This is a genomic window from Pseudarthrobacter sp. HLT1-3, assembly GCF_059383535.1.
In genome coordinates, this window is sequence record NZ_JBWZCJ010000042.1 from 1 (window position 1) to 16,878 (window position 16,878).

Here is a 16,878-nt window from a genome sequence, read left to right on the forward strand (position 1 = left end):
ACAACAGGCCCCGCCCGCACGCCCAAAACCGCAGAATCAGCCGGAACGGGAATTAGCCCCTGACCCGACCGCCAACCCGGCCATCATGAAAAATCCGGGCTAGAGTCTGGGGAGCGCCGAATAGGTGCCCGGCTCCTGCCGGCAGGGAACAAGCGGAGGTAAATAGTGGCCAAGGCAACACCGGCGGAACAGTTGAAGTTGCTCGAATTGCAGGGACTTGATGCCAAACTCAAATCCCTGTCCAACCGCCGCCGAAGCCTTGAAAGCGACTCCCGGATCACCGATCTTGAAGCAGCCCTCAGCGTGGCAACCGGTGAACTCGGTGCCGCCAAGGTGGCCGTCCACGACGCTGAACTCGAGCTCAAACGTTCCGAAGCCGACGTGGAGCAGGTTGCCTCCCGGATCGAGCGCGACGAGGCGAGGCTCAACAGCGGCACCGGCCTTTCCAAGGACCTGGTTGCCCTGCAGCGCGATCTGGTGTCCCTGAATAAGCGCCGCTCCGACCTCGAGGACGTCGAGCTGGAAGTCCTGGAACGTCTGGACTCACTCCGCCTGCGCCAGGCCACCCAGCAGCAGATCGTTGACGACATCCAGGGCTCCTTCGGCTCCATCCGCGCCGAGCTGGACGAGCAGCTCGCCGAGATCGCCGCCGAGGCCACGGTGGTGCGCGGCAAGCGGGCCGAGTTCGCCGAAGGCCTGGATGCCGGGCTGCTGGCGATCTACGAGAAGACCCTGGCCAAGCGTGGCGTCGGTGCGGCCCGCCTGTTCCACGGCACCTCCGAGGGCTCCGGCATGCAGCTGAGCCCGGGGGACCTGGCCGAAATCAAGGCCGCGGCCGAGGACGACGTCGTATTCTGCCCGGATTCCGGCTGCATCCTGGTCCGTTCCGCCGACTGGGCCTAACCACCCAAACTGGCTGGGCCTAACCACCCAAACTGACTCGCAGGGGCCGTTCTGAGCACTCAGAACGGGAACTGCTGCGAGTCAGTTTGGCAGGATCAGGTTCAGCATGTGCGGCTTCCGGGCCGTGCCCTCGACAAGGTCGGCGGTCCACTTTTCGGCCGCCGCCTTCTGCAGCTGGGCGGGGGTCTCGGGGGCCTTGCCCCGGCGGGCAAGCAGGTGCCGGGCGAGTTCGCCCCGGGTGTGCTTGGCGAAGTGGCTGACTACTTTCCGCGCACCATTGACCTCCGTGAACACGTTGATGGCCACGGTCTGCGCCGGCGGGGGAGTCCACGCCGCGGCGTAGGTACTGGATCGGCAGTCCACCAGCAGTTCCCCGTCGGCGTTGGCCGCGAGGGCCGCGGTGAGCTGCGGCTTCCAGAAGGACGCCAGGCGTCCGATGTCCGGCAGTGCGGTCGCCATCGACAGCCGGTAGGCCGGCACCCGGTCGCCGAAGCGGATGGCACCCCAGAGCGCGGAAATGACCAGCACGTGCTCGTCCGCTTTCTTCCGCTGCGTGGGCGTGAGGGAGTTGTAGTCCAGCGCGTCGTACAGCACGCCGGAGTAGACCTGATGGGCGGGGGCCGCCGGCTCGGCGTGCAGCCGCGTGTTGCGTTCGACGTCGGCCCGCAGCGAGGCGCCGACACCCAGAAGCGCCAGGGCGTCCTCATGGGCGCTGATTGTTCCCAGGCCCTCCAGCACCTTCGCCCGGTACACGTTCAGTTCCGGGAAGCTCAGGGAGGCCCACTCCACGGCGTCTCCGGCTGTGGCGGGGGTCTTGCCTTCGGAGGGCGGCAGCAGAATCAGCACCGTCCAATCCTACCGGCGGCCCACGGCCGGGATGGTACTCAGGCGGCTGCTGCGGTGTCCGTCCGGTGTCCGGCTCCCGGGGACCCGCGGACCGGGGGACGCGCGGACCGGGCGACCCGCGGGCCCGGGGGCCCGCTCAGCCGAGGTTGCGGCCGAGGAAGGACAACACTCCGGGCAGGATGGAGCGCCAGTAGCTGTCGTCGTGCCCTCCGGGCTGGAATCCGCCTTCGACGGTGCCCGGGAGATCCGCAACGTAGTCACGAACAGTCGCGGCAAAGTCGTCCCCGGTGCCGCAGTCGATCCGTTTGGGCACCGCCGCGAGGCTGGCCCGGAGCGCGAACACGTCGTGGGCCGCGAAGTCGGCCGGACTGTCGAAGGCGGTTTCCATGCTTGCGTCGTAGTTCTCCCAGACCGCCGGACTCATGGCCGCCACGGCCCGGACCCCGGGCAACCGGCCCTGGGACGCGAGCAGCAGGGCGCCGAAGCCCCCCATCGACAGGCCGAACAGGCCGATCCTGCCGAGATCGTAGCCCTGGCCGCCGAGGAACGGAACAAATTCATTGACCAGCATCGCCTGGGTGTCGCTGCCGTCGGCGCGGGCGTGCCACCAGGTGTTCCCGCCGTCCACGGCGGCGAGAGCAAACGGTGCGCCTCCGGCGTCGACGTGCCGTTGGAGGGCCTCGTGGGCTTCCAGCCCGTCCAGCAGGGCGGTGTGGCTGCTGCCGAGTCCATGAAGGAACACCGCCACGGGAAGTTCCGGCACCCTGCCACCGGGCGGCAGTTCAGGTGCCACCAGCGACCAGTGGCTGGCGATTCCGGGGCGGAAGGCCGAGACGAATGATCCTCCGCTCGTCCGGACCGTCAACGGCGCGGCGCGGGACGATGCTGGTGACGTGGCTGGTGGCGCGGTGTCGGCAGTGCAGGCCGCGAGCCCAGACACGCCAAGTCCGATTCCTGCGAGCTCCAGCAGCCGGCGCCGGCTCAGGGCGGATTGCTCCATTCCCTGATCATAGGCTCGGCGGACGCGGGTGTCGCCGGACGGGTCAGCCCTGACCGTAGAATGGACAGCGGATGGGTTGACCAGGCGGCCGCGCGTCACGCAAGTGGCTCGAGGAACGTCCGGGCTCCGCAGGGCAGGGTGGTGGGTAACGCCCACTCGGGGTAACCCGCAGGCTAGTGCCACAGAGAACAGACCGCCGGCACGCGGCGCGTGCTTGCACGGGCCGCGGGGCAGGTAAGGGTGAAACGGTGGTGTAAGAGACCACCAGCTTCCCGGGTGACCGGAAAGGCTAGGTAAACCCCACCCGGAGCAAGGCCAGACAGGGCACGTTCGAGGGCTGCTCGCCCGAGTGTCCGGGTAGGCTGCTGGAGGACGTCGGCAACGGCGTTCGTAGATGGATGGCCGCTACTCTCGCGCTGGTAACGGTGCGGGAACACAGAACCCGGCGTATCGGTCAACCCATCCACTCACACTGCCGGGAAAGCTCGTGTTCCCGGCGGTGTCTTGCTTTTATCGAGGCATTTCCCTGGGACCGTACGACGGCGGCACCCGCGGTTCCGTTGTGCGTTCCCGCCCCGGCCCGCCGCCTCCGCGCGAGTCCGATCCGGTCGAACCCGCCCCGTATCGGCCGTAGCGGGCCGTCTGCCTGCGCAAATACGAATGCTTGACATCACGCCGGCGGGACCAGAGACTGCAGAGAACGTTAGCAACGGCGCAGCCAGCCGAAGTATCCGCGCAAAAGCATAGGAGTCATGGTGCCGGACGACGCAGTTTACGACTATGTGATTGCCGGGGGTGGCAGCGGCGGCAGCGTCCTGGCCGGCAGGCTCAGCGAAGACCCGTCCGTCCGCGTCCTTCTGCTGGAGGCGGGAAGATCCGACCGCCATCCGTTTATCCACGTCCCCGCGGGTTTTCCGAAGCTGAAAAACGGGCCGTACCAATGGGACTACACCAGCATTCCGCAGCAACACAGCAACGGCCGCCGTATCCCCCTTGCCCAGGGACGTGTGCTGGGCGGCGGGGGGTCCATTAACGCCCAGGTCTTCACTCGCGGCGTGGCCGAGGACTACGACAGCTGGGTCACGGACTTTGGCTGCGAGGGGTGGTCCGCCGATGAGGTGGGTGAGTACTTCGTCCGCTCCGAGTCCAACAGCAGGCTCTCGGCACCGCACCACGGGACCCAGGGTCCGCTCGGAGTCTCCGACCTCCTGCGCCCGCACAAACTTTCTGCGGCCTTCGTTAAGGCGGGCCAGGAATTCGGGCTGCCCTACAACAGCGACTTCAACGGTGCCGAGCAGTACGGTGTGGGCTTCTACCAGACCACCACCAAGAACGGCCGCCGGTGCAGCGCCGCCGTTGCCTACCTGAAGCCTGCCCGCAAGCGCCCCAACCTCACCGTGCGTGCCAACGTCACCGTCTCCAAGGTGATCATCAGGGATGGCCGGGCCGTCGGGATCGAGGCGATCCAAGGCGGCTCCCTCCGAACGTACCTCGCCGACCGGGAAGTGATCATCTCTGCCGGCGCCTTCGGGTCGCCCAAGCTGCTGCAGCTTTCGGGCATCGGCGACCCGGAGGATCTCGCCGCCGCTGGCATCGAAACCGTCCATGCCTTGCCGGGAGTCGGCAAGAACCTGCATGACCACTGCGACATCGACATCGTCTACGAACTCAGGGATTACCACAGCCTGGACCGGCTCAGTCAGGTACGTCCGGCCACAGTCCTGGCCGGCGTCGAGTACCTTGCCTTCCGTTCGGGACCCTTCGCTTCCACCCTTGTCGAGGCCGGCGGCTTCAGTTACGCCAACAAGGAGGAGAATTCACCCGACCTGCAGTTCCACTTCCTGCCCGCCGCGCGGGCGGGGACCGGCGCAGAGGCTTTAAAGCCCGGGTTCGGGGCCACCTTGAATTCGTACTTCCTGAGGCCGCGGAGCCGCGGAACCGTCCGGCCGGTGTCCTCTGATCCAAGCCAGGCGCCGCTCATAGATCCGAATTATCTCGCCGACGACTACGACCTTGAGATGGCAATCGCCGGCGTGCAACAGAGCCGGGAGATCATGGAGCAGTCGTCGATGGCTGAGCTCGTCAAAGCGGAGCACATTGGCGATGGCACACGGGTGGAATCCCGCGACGAGTATGTGAAATTCGTGCGCTCCTTCGGGCGGACGTCGTACCATCCCGTCGGCACCTGCGCCATGGGGACCGGTGATGATGCTGTCGTCTCGCCGCGGCTGAAGGTCTACGGGCTGGAGGGACTGCGCGTCGTTGACTGCTCGATCATGCCCCGGCTCGTCAGCGCTAACACCCAGGCGCCGACCATCATGATCGCGGAAAAGGCCGTGGACATGATCCTTCAGGATGCCCGATAGCCCGGGACGCGCTGGCCGATTCCGGAACTCATCGTGTTGTGGCCGGTGCGCTCGGCCTCTGGGAGTCCTCTTGTGCCACCGGCGTCTGTCCCCGGCGCAGCACCGCGACGCTGTGTGAGTCATTTCACGCGTAACGGGGCGCCGGTCCTTGCCGGGCCGACGGTAGAATGGTCGGTGAACGTAGAAGTTCTGCCGCCGGGTCTGCGTTCGCAGCCGGTGGCTTTACTTTTGCTTGACACAGGCGCCCGGGGTGGACCGAATCCCCGCCGGCGCCGAGGTTCCGGACACCCTCCGGCAGCCGACTTCCGCATACGACGTCGTATGCAGTGGATTCTAGGAAGGTATTTCTGTGAGCCAGACGTCAGATTCTTGTCTTGATACGTGGATGGGTCGGGAGGCGCTCGCTGAGGCCATGATCCCGGTGATCGGCCGGCTGTACCGCGAAAACAACGTGGTCACCTCCATCCACGGTCGCAGCTTGATTAATAAGTCCACCATGAACATCCTTAAGGCGCACCGCTTCGCCCGCCGGATGAGCAAGGAAGAACTGCGTCTCGAAGAGACAGCCCCGCTGCTGGACGCCCTGACCAAGCTTGAGCTCGGCGCCGCTGCCATCGACATCGCCCGCCTCAGCGAGAAGTACCGGGTCGAGGGCAACGGTGCCAGCCTGGACGAGTTCCTGCGTGCGGAACTGGCCGAGATTGTTGGCAAGCGCGGCGGCGACGACCGCACCAGCACCGACGTCGTCCTCTACGGCTTTGGCCGCATCGGCCGCCTCCTGGCCCGTCTCCTGATCGAAAAGGCAGGCGGCGGCCACGGCCTGCGCCTGCGCGCAATCGTGGTCCGCCGCGGTTCGGACAACGACCTCACCAAGCGCGCCAGCCTGCTGCGCCGCGACTCGGTCCACGGCTCCTTCGAAGGAACCATCAAGGTGGACCTCGAGAACGACACCATCACCGCCAACGGTGTCCAGATCCAGGTCATCTACTCGGACAACCCGGCGACGGTCGACTACACGGCGTACGGAATCCACAACGCGCTCATCGTCGACAACACTGGACGCTGGCGCGACGCCGAAGGCCTGTCCCAGCACCTGAAGAGCAAGGGCGCTTCCCGCGTACTGCTCACCGCTCCGGGCAAGGGCGAACTGAAGAACATCGTGCACGGCATCAACCACGGCACGATCGCCGACTCCGACACGATCGTCTCGGCTGCCTCCTGCACCACCAACGCCATCACCCCGGTGCTCAAGGCCATCAACGACCGCTACGGCGTCGTGCACGGCCACGTTGAAACGGTCCACTCCTTCACGAACGACCAGAACCTGATCGACAATTTCCACAAGGGCGACCGCCGTGGACGCTCGGCCGCGCTGAACATGGTCATCACGGAGACGGGTGCCGCCAAGGCCGTCGCCAAGGCGCTGCCCGAACTGCTGGGCAAGCTTACCGGCAGCTCCATCCGCGTCCCCACCCCGGACGTGTCGCTGGCCATCCTGAACCTGAGCCTGGAAAACGGCACCACCAAGGACGAGGTCAACGACTACCTGCGGGAGATGTCGCTGCACTCCGTTCTGCGCAAGCAGGTCGACTACATCGATTCGCCCGAGGTAGTCTCCACGGACTTCGTCGGCTCGCGGCGCGCAGGCATTGTCGACGGCCTGGCCACGATCTCCAACGACAAGAACCTTGTGCTCTACGTCTGGTACGACAACGAGTTCGGCTACAGCTGCCAGGTGGTCCGCGTCATGGAGGAAATGGCCGGCGTGAACCCGCCGTCGTTCCCCGCCAAGGACGCAGCAGCCACCCTGGAAGCAGCCGGCCTGCCCGTCGAGGTCACAGCCTGACACCACCTGCCTGAACTCTGTTCTTCCCTTTCCCGGCCGATCCTCTGGAAACGGCCGGGAAAGGGCACCACAATGGTGCAATGGAACAGAACTCGGCAGTAGAGCACGAAACCACCCTGGAACACGCGCTGGACGTCGCCCGGCGGAACGTCAAGGAAGCCAAACGGCTCCTCGATGACGCCCGGGCCAAACACGCCGCCGGTGAGGTCGACGAGGCACGCGTCCGGCAACTCGAATCGCTGATGGCCCTCGCCAACGAAGACCTCGTACGCGTGACCAAGGAAAATTAGCCGGCACCTGTCCTCCACACTGTGGACAACCCCCGCAACACCGGAGGTCGGGCCTAGGCTTCGGGGGTGGATAGGATTCGCCCCGCGCACGAACGCACCGGACTCCAACGCCCCGCGCCGGAACGCCCCGGACTCCAACGCAGTGCCCGGGCACGTCACGCCGGGCAGCGTCCCGTCTGGACGCCGGCATGACCCTCACCTGGGCGGACTTCCGGCGGGCACGACGGCGGTCCCGCCAGGCGTGGGCGCTCCTGGCCGCCGCGGCACTCGCCGTGGCTGCCGGACTCGCCTGGTTCTTCACCGCCGGGCAGTTTGCCGCCTTCGAGGGGCCCGCCGACGGTCCCCGCGAGGCCCCCGTGCTCGCTTCCGGTTGGATGAACGCCGTCCCGCCCGTACGGCACGTCCCGTCAGGCCTCGCCGCGGCGCTGCTGGACACCCTTCCAGTCAAGGGCCGGGCGGCCAGGGACAACTACGACCGGGCCGCCTTCGGCCAGGCTTGGCTCGACGCGGACCACAACGGCTGCGATACCCGAAATGACATCCTCCGCCGCGACCTGCCGGACGCCGAATTCACCAAAGAATCCCGCTGCCTGGTGGCCGCCGGATCGTTCCGCGAACCCTACACGGGCCACCTGATCACCTTCCGCCGCGGAGCCGCGAGCAGCAAGGCGGTGCAGGTGGACCACGTTGTGGCGCTCGGGGACGCCTGGCAAAAGGGAGCACAGCAGCTGACCGCCGGGCAACGCGAGAACCTGGCGAACGACCCGGTGAACCTGATCGCCGTCGACGGCCCCGCCAACCAGGACAAGGGCGCGTCCGACGCCGCCACCTGGCTTCCGCCGAACAAGGCCTTCCGCTGCCACTACGTTGCCCGGCAGATCTCCGTCAAGGCCGCCTACCGGCTGTGGGTGACACCGGCGGAGAAGGACGCGATGAAGCGGGTTCTCGGCGCCTGCCCGGGACAGCAAACGGTTGTCGCCGCCGCTCAGTAGTCGCCGGGCCGGTGGAATCAGGGGCGAGCGCCGGGCGGGGAAACCGGGTGCGCCTAGATGACTAGCCTGACAGGGCCGGCGGTCGCCGGGCCGCCGCAGGCCTCGCTGCCGCCCACCCGGGTCCAGCCCAAGTCCAGCCCGCGCCGCGCCAGGACAGTCCCGTCGGCGGAGTACGCCGTAAGGGTCACCGTCTTCGGGGAGCGCATCAACAGACTGACCCGCCAGGTGCGCCCGTCGACCCGGGATGCTGTGAACGGGCTGTAGGCCGGCGCGGACGGGGCGGGGACGACGGGGACTGCCTCGGACGCGGACGGGGCGGGGACGACGGGGACCGGCAGGGTTGTAACCGGTGCGGGCACGGCGCCGGGGCTGACGGAGGTCCCAGGAGCGCGGACCGGGCCGTCCGAGCGCACCGAACAGACGTCGTCCGCGCAGAGCTCCACCAGGTGGACCTTGTCAGCGCTGCCGTCCAGCGACACTGTCACGGAATTGAACCAGGCGATTGCAGGGCAGGCGTTCGGCACGAGGCCGGAGCAGCCGGCCGTTCCGGCGGCAAGCAGCACGGCAACCGCCAGGACACCCGGTCCGCGCTTCACGGTGCCGCGCTGCCGTCGAAGACCCGGGCGGCGAGTTCGGCTTCCAGCCGTTCAACGTCCGCGCGGTGGCAGAGTTCGGTCGCCCGCGTCGTTACCGTGGCGCTTCCGGCGGCGACGGCGGCGCGGAGCGCCTCTTCGAGCGTGCGGCCCTGTGCATGACGGAGCACGAAGGCGGCCAGGAAGCTGTCGCCCGCTCCGACGGTGCTTTGTACCTGCACCTGAGGCACTGCCAACTGCAGAATCCCGGATTTGGAGGCGAGCACCGCTCCGTCGCCGCCGAGCGTCAGGGCGACGTGTTCCGCGGAGCCGTCCGCGACCAGCGCCTTGGCCGCCTCGACCTGGCTGTCCGGACTCTCCAGAGTCGTGCCGAAGTGCAGCCCCAGCTCCCGCCGGCTCGGCTTCACCAGGAAGACTCCCTCGGCGAGGGCTTCGGCCAGAGCCGGCCCGGCGGCGTCCACGATGCAGCGCGCATCGTGCTGCCGTGCCAGCCGGGCCACCTGGGCGTAGAAGTCCTCCGGGACCCCCGGCGGAAGGCTGCCGCTGGCAACGACGTACCCGCCAACGGGGATCGAATCCGCTACCAGCGCCAGGCACAAACGCCACTCCGGCTCACTGAGCTCGGGGCCCTGGAGCACAAAGCGGAACTGCTTGCCCGTCGCCGTCTCGTCGACCGTGAAGTCCTCGCGGGTACTCCCTTGGATCGGCACGGCCAGGGTGGGGACGCGTTCGGCTTCGATGAGCCGGCGGTAGGCCTCCCCGGTCGGTCCGCCGGCGGTGTAGACCGCAAGGGTCCGCCCGCCGAGACGCTGCACCACCCGGGACACGTTCACGCCGCCGCCGCCCGGATCAAGACGGCTGGCGCCGCAGCGCAGCTTGTGGCCGCTGATGACGTGCTCCGTGGCGGTGCTGACGTCCAGGGCGGGATTCACAGTGAGCGTGAGGATCGGCTGCAGCGCCGTCGGTCTGGAGGCTTCCATGGCCCCAGCATAGGAGCACCGGGCTGCCGGTGTCCCGGCAGGACGTCCCCTTGTGGGCAGCAGGCCGCTCCGCGAGAATGGGCGCGGCAGGGTCGGCGACACGCAAGTTGGCCGTTACGAGCGGAACGGAAACCATGGCACAGAGCAAGGACGGCACCGGCAAGGCGGAGAAAGGCCGGAAGGGCGGCAAGGGGCACGGGTCCAAGCGGCTGGACCTTGACGTCTATGAGACCGAACTCCTCCGGCTCCAGGCCGAGCTCGTCGCATTGCAGGAATGGGTCCGGAGCACCGGTGCACGGGTGCTGGTGATCTTTGAAGGGCGCGATGCCGCCGGCAAAGGCAGTGCGATCAAGCGCGTGACCGAATACCTGAACCCCCGCGTTGCCCGCATCGTGGCGCTGCCGGCCCCGACGGAGCGGGAGCGCGGTGGATGGTATTTCCAGCGCTACGTGCAACATCTTCCCGCCGCGGGGGAGATCGTCCTGATGGACCGCTCCTGGTACAACCGCGCCGGCGTCGAACATGTGATGGGGTTCTGCACACCCGCGGAACACAAGCGCTTTATGGCCCAGTGCCCGGTCTTTGAACGGCTGCTGGTCCAGGACGGCATTCTGCTGTTCAAGTACTGGTTTTCGATCAGCCACGCGGAACAGGAGCGGCGCTTCAAGTCCCGGCTGGATGATCCGTTGCGGCAGTGGAAACTCTCGCCGATGGACCGGGAGGCGATCCTCCGTTGGGAGGACTACTCGCGCGCCAAGGACGACATGTTTATGCAGACCGATACCGCCGAATCGCCCTGGTATGTGGTCGAAGCAGAGGACAAACGCCGGGCCCGGGTCAACATGATCGCCCATCTGCTCTCCAGCATCGACTACACCGAAGTCCGGACGGAACCGGTGACCCTGCCGGAAAGGCCAAAGGCCGTCAACTACACCCGCCCGCCGCGGGACCTCTACCGCTACGTTCCGGACCACGCCGGCATCCTCCAGCAGGCCGGCGAGGGATAGCCGTGAACCGGATCGGCACCCGGCCAGACGGCGCCAGCGCCCGGGGCACCGGGTGCCGCCGGCCGGCCCGGGCAGGTAGGGTACGGTCATGGACATTATCCTGGTACCCGGATTCTGGCTGGACGCCTCCTCGTGGGACGAGGTGACCCCGCCGCTGGTTGCGGCCGGGCATCAGGTCCACCCGCTCACGCTGCCCGGGCTGGAATCGGCCGGCACGCCCCGGGCCGGCATCGGTCTGCGCACCCACATAGACGCCGTCGTGGCGAAGATCGACGCCCTCGAGGCCCCGGTGGTCCTGGTCGGCCACTCGGGCGGCGGCGCCATCATCCACGGCGCCGTCGACGCCCGCCCGGACCGCGTGCTCCGGGCGGTCTACGTCGACAGCGGTCCGCTCGGCGAAGGCGGAGTGATCAACGATGACCTGCCGGCCGAGGGCGATGAGGTGCCGCTGCCGCCCTGGGAACTGTTCGACGACGAGGACCTCACCGATCTCGACGAGCCGCTGCGGGCGATGTTCCGTGCCCGCGCCATCCCGGAGCCCAAGGGCGTGGCGCAGGACCAGCAGCGGCTGCACGACGAGCGCCGCTACAACGTCCCGGCGACCGTCATCGCCTGCGAGTTCCCGTCCTCCATGCTGATCGAGATGATCGGGGGCGGCCACCCATACGTCGCGGAGCTCGGGCGTGTCCGCGACGTTGAGTACGTTGACCTGCCCACCGGGCACTGGCCGCAGTTCACCAGGCCGGCGGAGCTGGGCGCGGCGATCCTTGCCGCCGTCGACCGGAAGTAGCGCCGCACCGGAAGTAACCGCTCAGGAACCAGACGGGGACGCTAGTGGCCGAACGGGTCCGGGTCCACACCCGGCATCCAGGTCAGACCGGGAACGCCCCAGCCGCTCTTCTTGGCCTGTTTCAAGGCCTTGCGGGCGTAGCGGTCGATCAGCCGGTTGACGTAGAGCTTGCCGTCCAGGTGGTCGAACTCGTGCTGGATCACCCGGGCAAACCATCCCGTCGCCTCGAAGTCGACCGGGTTGCCGTCCCCGTCGAACCCCTGAACCCGGGCCCACTCGGCGCGTTTGAGCGGGTACTGCCCGCCGGGGAAGGACAGGCAGCCTTCCTCTTCCTCGTCCGGATCCGGCAGCGCTCCGGAGACCTTGGAGAGCGTCAGGACCGGGTTCACGACGGCGCCGGACGGCGGGGCGCCGTCGTCGTTCTCGTACCGGTAGATGAAGAGCCGTTTGCCGACCCCGACCTGGGGCGCGGCGAGACCGACGCCGTTGGCGGCGTCGTTGGTCTCGAACATGTCCGCGATCAAGGTCCGGAGCTCGTCGTCGAAAGCTTCGACCTCAGCGGCCCGGCGGTGCAGTACGGGCTCGCCCCAGATCGTGATGGGCAGAACGGTCATGTCAGCTGTTCCTCCGGTGCTTTGGTGGGGGCGGGTCATCCCGCGATGGTGCGGCCGACGACGTCGCGCATGATTTCGTTGGTGCCGCCGAAGATGGTCAGCAGCCGGGCCGCCAGATAGGCCTGGGCCACGGGGTACTCCAGGATGTAACCGTAGCCGCCGTGCAGCTGCAGGCACCGGTCGGTGACGGACTTGGCACGTTCGGACGCCCACAGCTTCGCGCGGGCGGCGGAAGCGGCGTCGAGCTCGCCGGCGTTGAAGGCCAGGATCGCCTGGTCCACGTAGCTTTCGGTGACCTCGACCTCGGTGAGGATGTCGGCCAGTTCGAAGCGGCTGTTCTGGAAATCGATGATCCGCTCGCCGAAGGCGTTGCGGTCCTTCGTGTAGCGGACGGTCTCCTCGTAGACGGAGCGGACGACGGCGGAGCTCGCCACCGCGATCGCAAGCCGGCCCTGGGGGAGCTGCCCGGCGGCGTACTGCAGGCCTTTGCCCTCCTCGCCGACGAGGTCCGCGTGCGGCACCCGGACGTTGTCGAAGAACAGCTCCGCGGTATCCGAGGCCTTCAGGCCCATCTTGTCCAGCTGGTTGCCGGTGCTGTAGCCCTCGCTCTTGCGGACCATAAACAGCGAGAAGGAGTCGTGGCCTCCGCGGCCGCTGCCGCCGTCGGTGCGGGCCAGGACCAGGGAGGCGTCGCCGGAGATGCCGTTGCCGATGAAGGTCTTCTGGCCGGTGATCAGCCAGTCGTCGCCGTCGCGGACGGCCTTGGTGCGGATCCCGCGGAGGTCCGAACCGGCGCCCGGCTCGGTCCAGGCGATCGAGGTAACCGTCTGGCCGGAAACCATGCCGGGGAGCCAGCGGCCCTTGAGCTCGTCGGAGCCGTAGGCAAGCAGGTGGGGGAGGACCAGGTCATCGTGGAGATGGAAGGCCAGGCCCACGGCGAGGTGGTTGCTCTTGGCGAATTCCTCATCCAGCACGGCGCGGAAGCGGTAGTCGTTCATGCCCATGCCGCCGAACTCTTCCGGAACAGCCAGGCCCAGCAGCCCCTGCTCGCCGGCCGCTGTCCACAGGTCCCGGGACATCATGTGGTCCTGGTCCCACTTGGCGTAATGGGGTGCAATGGCGCGGGTGTTGAACTCGGTGGCCATCTCACGGAACATCTCGTGGTCTTCTTCAAAAAGCGTGCGCTTCATCGCAGTTCCTTCCGTTCACGGTTCCATGGACAGACAACAAAGGCCGCACCGGATATCCGGTACGGCCTTCGTCTAAGGTCGGACAATTACTGCCGTCCTTCATGAGGGTGAGCGACGGGGGTTGAACCCGCGACCTCCTGGACCACAACCAGGCGCTCTGCCAACTGAGCTACGCCCACCATGTGCCCTGGCATGCCCTCCGGCGAACCGGCTGGCTGAAAAGGCAACGACAAATAGCTTACCTGCTCTTCGGGGCCGCTTTTGCCACTTTTCGGGTTTTCGTCAAAATATTCCCCAAACGTGTCGCAGATTACTCGGCCGGGGCCGGTTCCTCCGCGGTTCCCATGACCTTCCGGGCGATCCGCTGCGCCGTGGCGCTGTCCGGCCCCGGTGCGGGGACGAAGACCGCCTCGCGGTAATAGCGCAGCTCGTCAATGGAATCCTGGATGTCACCGAGGGCGCGGTGGCCGCCGAGCTTGGCGGGGGACTGGAAGTAGGCCCGCGCGTACCAGCGCCGGGAGAGTTCCTTGATGGTGCTCACGTCGATGACGCGGTAGTGCAGGTGCTCGACGAGTTCGGGCATGTCGCGGACCAGGAAGACGCGGTCGGTCCCCACCGAGTTGCCGCCCAGCGGGGCCTTCTTGGGATCCGGCACCCACTTCTTGATGTAGTCAAGGACGATGGTCTGGGCCTCCGCCATGGTCTTGCCGTGGGGGAGTTCCTTCAGGAGCCCGGAGCGGGTGTGCATGTCGCGGACGAAGTCGTTCATCTGTGCCAGGGCGGCGTCATCGGGTTTGATCACGACGTCGACGCCGTCACCGAGGATATTAAGCTCCGAGTCCGTCACCAGCGCGGCGACCTCGATGAGGGCGTCGTTGATGGTGTCCAGTCCGGTCATTTCGCAGTCGATCCAGACGATGCGTTCATTAGATATAGGCACGCGCCCAGCCTACCGTTTCGTCGCCGCTGGGCGGTCCGGTGCTAGGATTTCGGGTACGCGGGCGGAGATATTTCTTCGCCGCCGCGGCGTGCCCCGGGCCGGTTCCCAGGCCGGCTGAGGGTGGAGACGAGCCCCACAACAGATTGGACGATCCTGCGATGACGGTGCCTGCGCCTGCGGCGGGGAAAACGGCTGCCGGCACATCCGCTGCGGTAGCCCTTGCTGACGTGGACAACGCCCGTTCACCGCTGCTGGCAGGATTTGTCGGCTCGCTGTTCATGGCGATCGGTTCGCTGGGTGTGGGCTGGCTGGCGCCCGTATCCGAGCTGCGGCGTGTGCCCTTGTTCATCTGGATGCGCACCGAAGCGTTCGGCGTCGCGCTGTGCATCGTGCTGCTGGCCGTCGGCGGGATGCTGCTCGTCCGCTCCTGGCTCAGGCTCGGCCAGCGCGTGCGGGTCTGGGGTGCGGAGGCCCGCAGGGCCACCCTGCAGGCGGTCGTGCTGTGGGGCCTGCCCCTGATGTTCTCAGTCCCGCTGTTCAGCCGCGACGTCTACGCCTACATCGGGCAGGGACGCCTGATGGTGGAGGGCTTCAACCCGTACGAAAACGGCATCTCGGCGCTGTCGAACTATTTCCAGCTCGGGGCCGACAAGATGTGGACCGAGGCGCCGGTGCCGTACGGCCAGCTCTTCCTCTGGATCGAGCAGCTCGTGGTCTGGTCCACCAACGTGCACCCGGAGGCCAGCATCATGCTGTTCCGCCTCGCCGCGCTCGCCGGGATCGTGCTCTGCATCATTTACGTGCCGAAGCTCGCCGAGCTGCACGGCGTCAACCCGCACCGCGCCCTGTGGCTGACCGCCGCCAACCCGCTCTTCCTCACCAACTTCATCGCCAGCGTCCACAACGACGCGCTGATGATCGGCCTGGCCCTGGCAGGGCTGTACTACTGCGCCACCCGCCGGGTCATTCTCGGCCTGGTCCTGGTGACCCTGTCCATCTCGGTCAAGCCCATCACCATCGTCTTCCTGCCGTTCATTGGCCTGCTCTGGGCCGGAAAGAATGCCAGCTGGCCGCGGAAGTTCGTGTACTGGGGGCTCACGGCGGGCAGCAGCCTGGCCCTGCTGTACGCCATGAGCCTGGTCAACGGCTTCGGCTTCGGCTGGATTAACGGGCTCTCCGCACCGGGCAGCATCTGGATCTGGTACGCCCCGGTGGGGCTGCTGGGCCTGGTGGTCGCGTCCATTTTCAACGCGTTCGGGCTCGACGGCTGGGGGCTGGCCAAGTGGGTGTACGACGCCGGGAAACTGCTGGCGCTCGGAATCATCGCCTGGCAGATCTTCCGCGGCGACTATGACCGCCTGATCCGCCGCCTCACCCTGGCGTTCGCCGCCGTCGTCGTGCTGGCCCCGATGATCCAGTCCTGGTACGTCGTCTGGCTCATTCCGCTCTTCGCCGTCACCGGCATCCGTGACGACTGGCAGGTCAAGGCCCTGTACTTCATTGTGTCGTTCTTTATGGTCTACGCGATCTCGGACCAGCTGGAGGTCTTCCCTTACCTCCAGACCGCGGACCTCGGCCTGGCCCTCGCCCTGGCCCGCAACGCCGCCGCGATCATCGCCCTGCTCTTCGCGCTCTACCTGATCTTCCTGGACCCCAAGACCAAGCTGCTGTTCAGCAAGTCCGAGGAACCAGTCACCACCCGCCCGGTCATCTGAGCTTCCGCAGGGCCTCCCGGCGGGAGAGCGGGCTCAACGAATCTCCGTGGCGCGCCGCGAAGTCCCGGACCCAGTCCGGATCGGTGGCGGCGTAGTCACGCAGGGCCCAGCCGATGGCCTTCCTGATGAAGAACTCCGGGTCGGCCAGATTGGGTTCGATGACCGCTGCCAGCAGGGCCGGATCCGTCGCGGATTTGGCGCCGAGCTGGGCCGTGATGGCGGCCCTCCGGATCCAGAAATCCGGGTCGGTACCCCAGCGCCGGAGGACGGGGGACATGTCCTCCCGGTGCGTCTGCAGCAGCCCGCACAGCCGGTGCGAGACCCCGTCCACCAGGTCCCACCAGGCGCCGCTGCGGATGATCTCCTCGTAAAGCGGGAGCATGCTCAACTCACCGGCGGCCAGCCGCAGCCCCGAGAGGTCGATGGCGGCGTAGCGTTCCTCCCGCCAGCCGGCGCCCCGCCACAGCTCCAGCACGGTGGACTGCAGGTCCTGGAGCGAACCGGGAGGCAGTTCCCTGGCGGCGGCCCCGACGATCCTGCGGACCTCCGGGACCCTGACCCCCAGCGAGGGCATCTCGGACTTCAGGTAGGCCTGCGCCCCTGCCCCGCGGGCAGGATCCGCGGCAGCCCGCAGCCGGGAACGGATCGCGGACAGCAGTTCAGCGTTGGCCATGGGGCAACTTTAGCCACGCTCCAGCTGGGCCCTAGATGATTAATTCCTATTGGATTCAGTGGTCGTATGCGATCAGCGAACGTTTTCGGGGCGTTCCGGTCAGCCAGTTGTGCCAGATTCCGGCTGCGAGGGC

General features: G+C 67.3%; 16 protein-coding genes, 1 tRNA gene and 1 other RNA gene. 9 read left to right on the forward strand and 9 right to left on the reverse strand.

The features are described 5' to 3' along the window. Positions 1–165: 165 nt before the first annotated feature. On the forward strand, positions 166–903 hold the full coding sequence (locus AC50X9_RS20495) for a zinc ribbon domain-containing protein (RefSeq protein ID WP_494896774.1): 738 nt from the start codon (positions 166–168) through the stop codon (positions 901–903). An 81-nt stretch (positions 904–984) separates the two neighbouring features. Here AC50X9_RS20495 and AC50X9_RS20500 read toward each other — a convergent pair whose 3' ends face one another. Both AC50X9_RS20500 and AC50X9_RS20505 read right to left on the reverse strand, forming a co-directional pair. Beyond that, positions 985–1,749 carry a YaaA family protein gene (locus AC50X9_RS20500; protein ID WP_494896776.1) on the reverse strand — a complete coding sequence of 255 codons (765 nt, stop codon included), beginning with the start codon at positions 1,747–1,749 and terminating at the stop codon, positions 985–987. Between the two features lie 136 nt (positions 1,750–1,885). Then, positions 1,886–2,749 carry an alpha/beta hydrolase gene (locus AC50X9_RS20505; protein ID WP_494896778.1) on the reverse strand — a complete coding sequence of 288 codons (864 nt, stop codon included), beginning with the start codon at positions 2,747–2,749 and terminating at the stop codon, positions 1,886–1,888. Positions 2,750–2,821: 72 nt separating this feature from the next. On the opposite strand from AC50X9_RS20505, the gene rnpB reads away from it, so the two are divergent. The 5 genes from rnpB to AC50X9_RS20530 all read left to right on the forward strand — a co-directional run bounded on the left by rnpB (position 2,822) and on the right by AC50X9_RS20530 (position 8,243). Then, positions 2,822–3,215: RNase P RNA component class A (rnpB, locus tag AC50X9_RS20510), an RNA gene on the forward strand. Positions 3,216–3,501: 286 nt separating this feature from the next. Then, complete coding sequence (locus tag AC50X9_RS20515; protein WP_494896781.1) at positions 3,502–5,115, forward strand: GMC family oxidoreductase; 1,614 nt, start codon at positions 3,502–3,504, stop codon at positions 5,113–5,115. A gap of 349 nt (positions 5,116–5,464) precedes the next feature. After that, positions 5,465–6,961, forward strand: coding sequence for a glyceraldehyde-3-phosphate dehydrogenase (locus tag AC50X9_RS20520; protein ID WP_494896785.1), 1,497 nt, complete (start codon positions 5,465–5,467; stop codon positions 6,959–6,961). Between the two features lie 80 nt (positions 6,962–7,041). Then, positions 7,042–7,251 (forward strand): hypothetical protein, encoded by a 210-nt coding sequence (locus tag AC50X9_RS20525; RefSeq protein WP_069952054.1) that lies wholly within the window; start codon positions 7,042–7,044, stop codon positions 7,249–7,251. A gap of 188 nt (positions 7,252–7,439) precedes the next feature. Then, positions 7,440–8,243 carry an HNH endonuclease family protein gene (locus AC50X9_RS20530; protein ID WP_494896789.1) on the forward strand — a complete coding sequence of 268 codons (804 nt, stop codon included), beginning with the start codon at positions 7,440–7,442 and terminating at the stop codon, positions 8,241–8,243. Between the two features lie 53 nt (positions 8,244–8,296). Here AC50X9_RS20530 and AC50X9_RS20535 read toward each other — a convergent pair whose 3' ends face one another. Further along, positions 8,297–8,839, reverse strand: a complete 543-nt coding sequence (locus tag AC50X9_RS20535; protein ID WP_494896791.1) for a hypothetical protein — start codon at positions 8,837–8,839, stop codon at positions 8,297–8,299. Continuing rightward, positions 8,836–9,816 carry a 1-phosphofructokinase family hexose kinase gene (locus AC50X9_RS20540; protein ID WP_494896793.1) on the reverse strand — a complete coding sequence of 327 codons (981 nt, stop codon included), beginning with the start codon at positions 9,814–9,816 and terminating at the stop codon, positions 8,836–8,838. The genes AC50X9_RS20535 and AC50X9_RS20540 overlap by 4 nt, the downstream gene beginning before the upstream one ends. 134 nt (positions 9,817–9,950) lie before the next feature. Between AC50X9_RS20540 and ppk2 the strand changes: the two genes are divergently transcribed. Both ppk2 and AC50X9_RS20550 read left to right on the forward strand, forming a co-directional pair. After that, positions 9,951–10,823 (forward strand): polyphosphate kinase 2, encoded by an 873-nt coding sequence (ppk2, locus tag AC50X9_RS20545; protein WP_494896795.1) that lies wholly within the window; start codon positions 9,951–9,953, stop codon positions 10,821–10,823. Positions 10,824–10,911: 88 nt separating this feature from the next. Then, entirely contained in the window at positions 10,912–11,613 is a 702-nt protein-coding gene (locus AC50X9_RS20550) for an alpha/beta fold hydrolase (protein WP_494896797.1), read from the forward strand. Between the two features lie 41 nt (positions 11,614–11,654). Here AC50X9_RS20550 and def read toward each other — a convergent pair whose 3' ends face one another. The 4 genes from def to orn form a co-directional block, all read right to left on the reverse strand. Then, positions 11,655–12,227, reverse strand: coding sequence for a peptide deformylase (def, locus tag AC50X9_RS20555; RefSeq protein ID WP_494896803.1), 573 nt, complete (start codon positions 12,225–12,227; stop codon positions 11,655–11,657). 35 nt (positions 12,228–12,262) lie between these two features. After that, on the reverse strand, positions 12,263–13,417 hold the full coding sequence (locus AC50X9_RS20560; RefSeq protein WP_494896807.1) for an acyl-CoA dehydrogenase family protein: 1,155 nt from the start codon (positions 13,415–13,417) through the stop codon (positions 12,263–12,265). A gap of 106 nt (positions 13,418–13,523) precedes the next feature. Continuing rightward, positions 13,524–13,596, reverse strand: a tRNA-His gene (locus tag AC50X9_RS20565). A gap of 131 nt (positions 13,597–13,727) precedes the next feature. Beyond that, a complete protein-coding gene (orn, locus tag AC50X9_RS20570) occupies positions 13,728–14,357 on the reverse strand; it encodes an oligoribonuclease (protein WP_310050140.1) in 630 nt (209 codons plus the stop codon). A gap of 158 nt (positions 14,358–14,515) precedes the next feature. Between orn and mptB the strand changes: the two genes are divergently transcribed. Beyond that, on the forward strand, positions 14,516–16,072 hold the full coding sequence (gene mptB, locus AC50X9_RS20575; RefSeq protein WP_494896809.1) for a polyprenol phosphomannose-dependent alpha 1,6 mannosyltransferase MptB: 1,557 nt from the start codon (positions 14,516–14,518) through the stop codon (positions 16,070–16,072). On the opposite strand, the gene AC50X9_RS20580 is transcribed toward mptB, so the two are convergent. Beyond that, positions 16,065–16,745, reverse strand: coding sequence for a DNA alkylation repair protein (locus AC50X9_RS20580; RefSeq protein WP_494896811.1), 681 nt, complete (start codon positions 16,743–16,745; stop codon positions 16,065–16,067). The genes mptB and AC50X9_RS20580 overlap by 8 nt on opposite strands. Between the last annotated feature and the right edge of the window lie 133 nt (positions 16,746–16,878).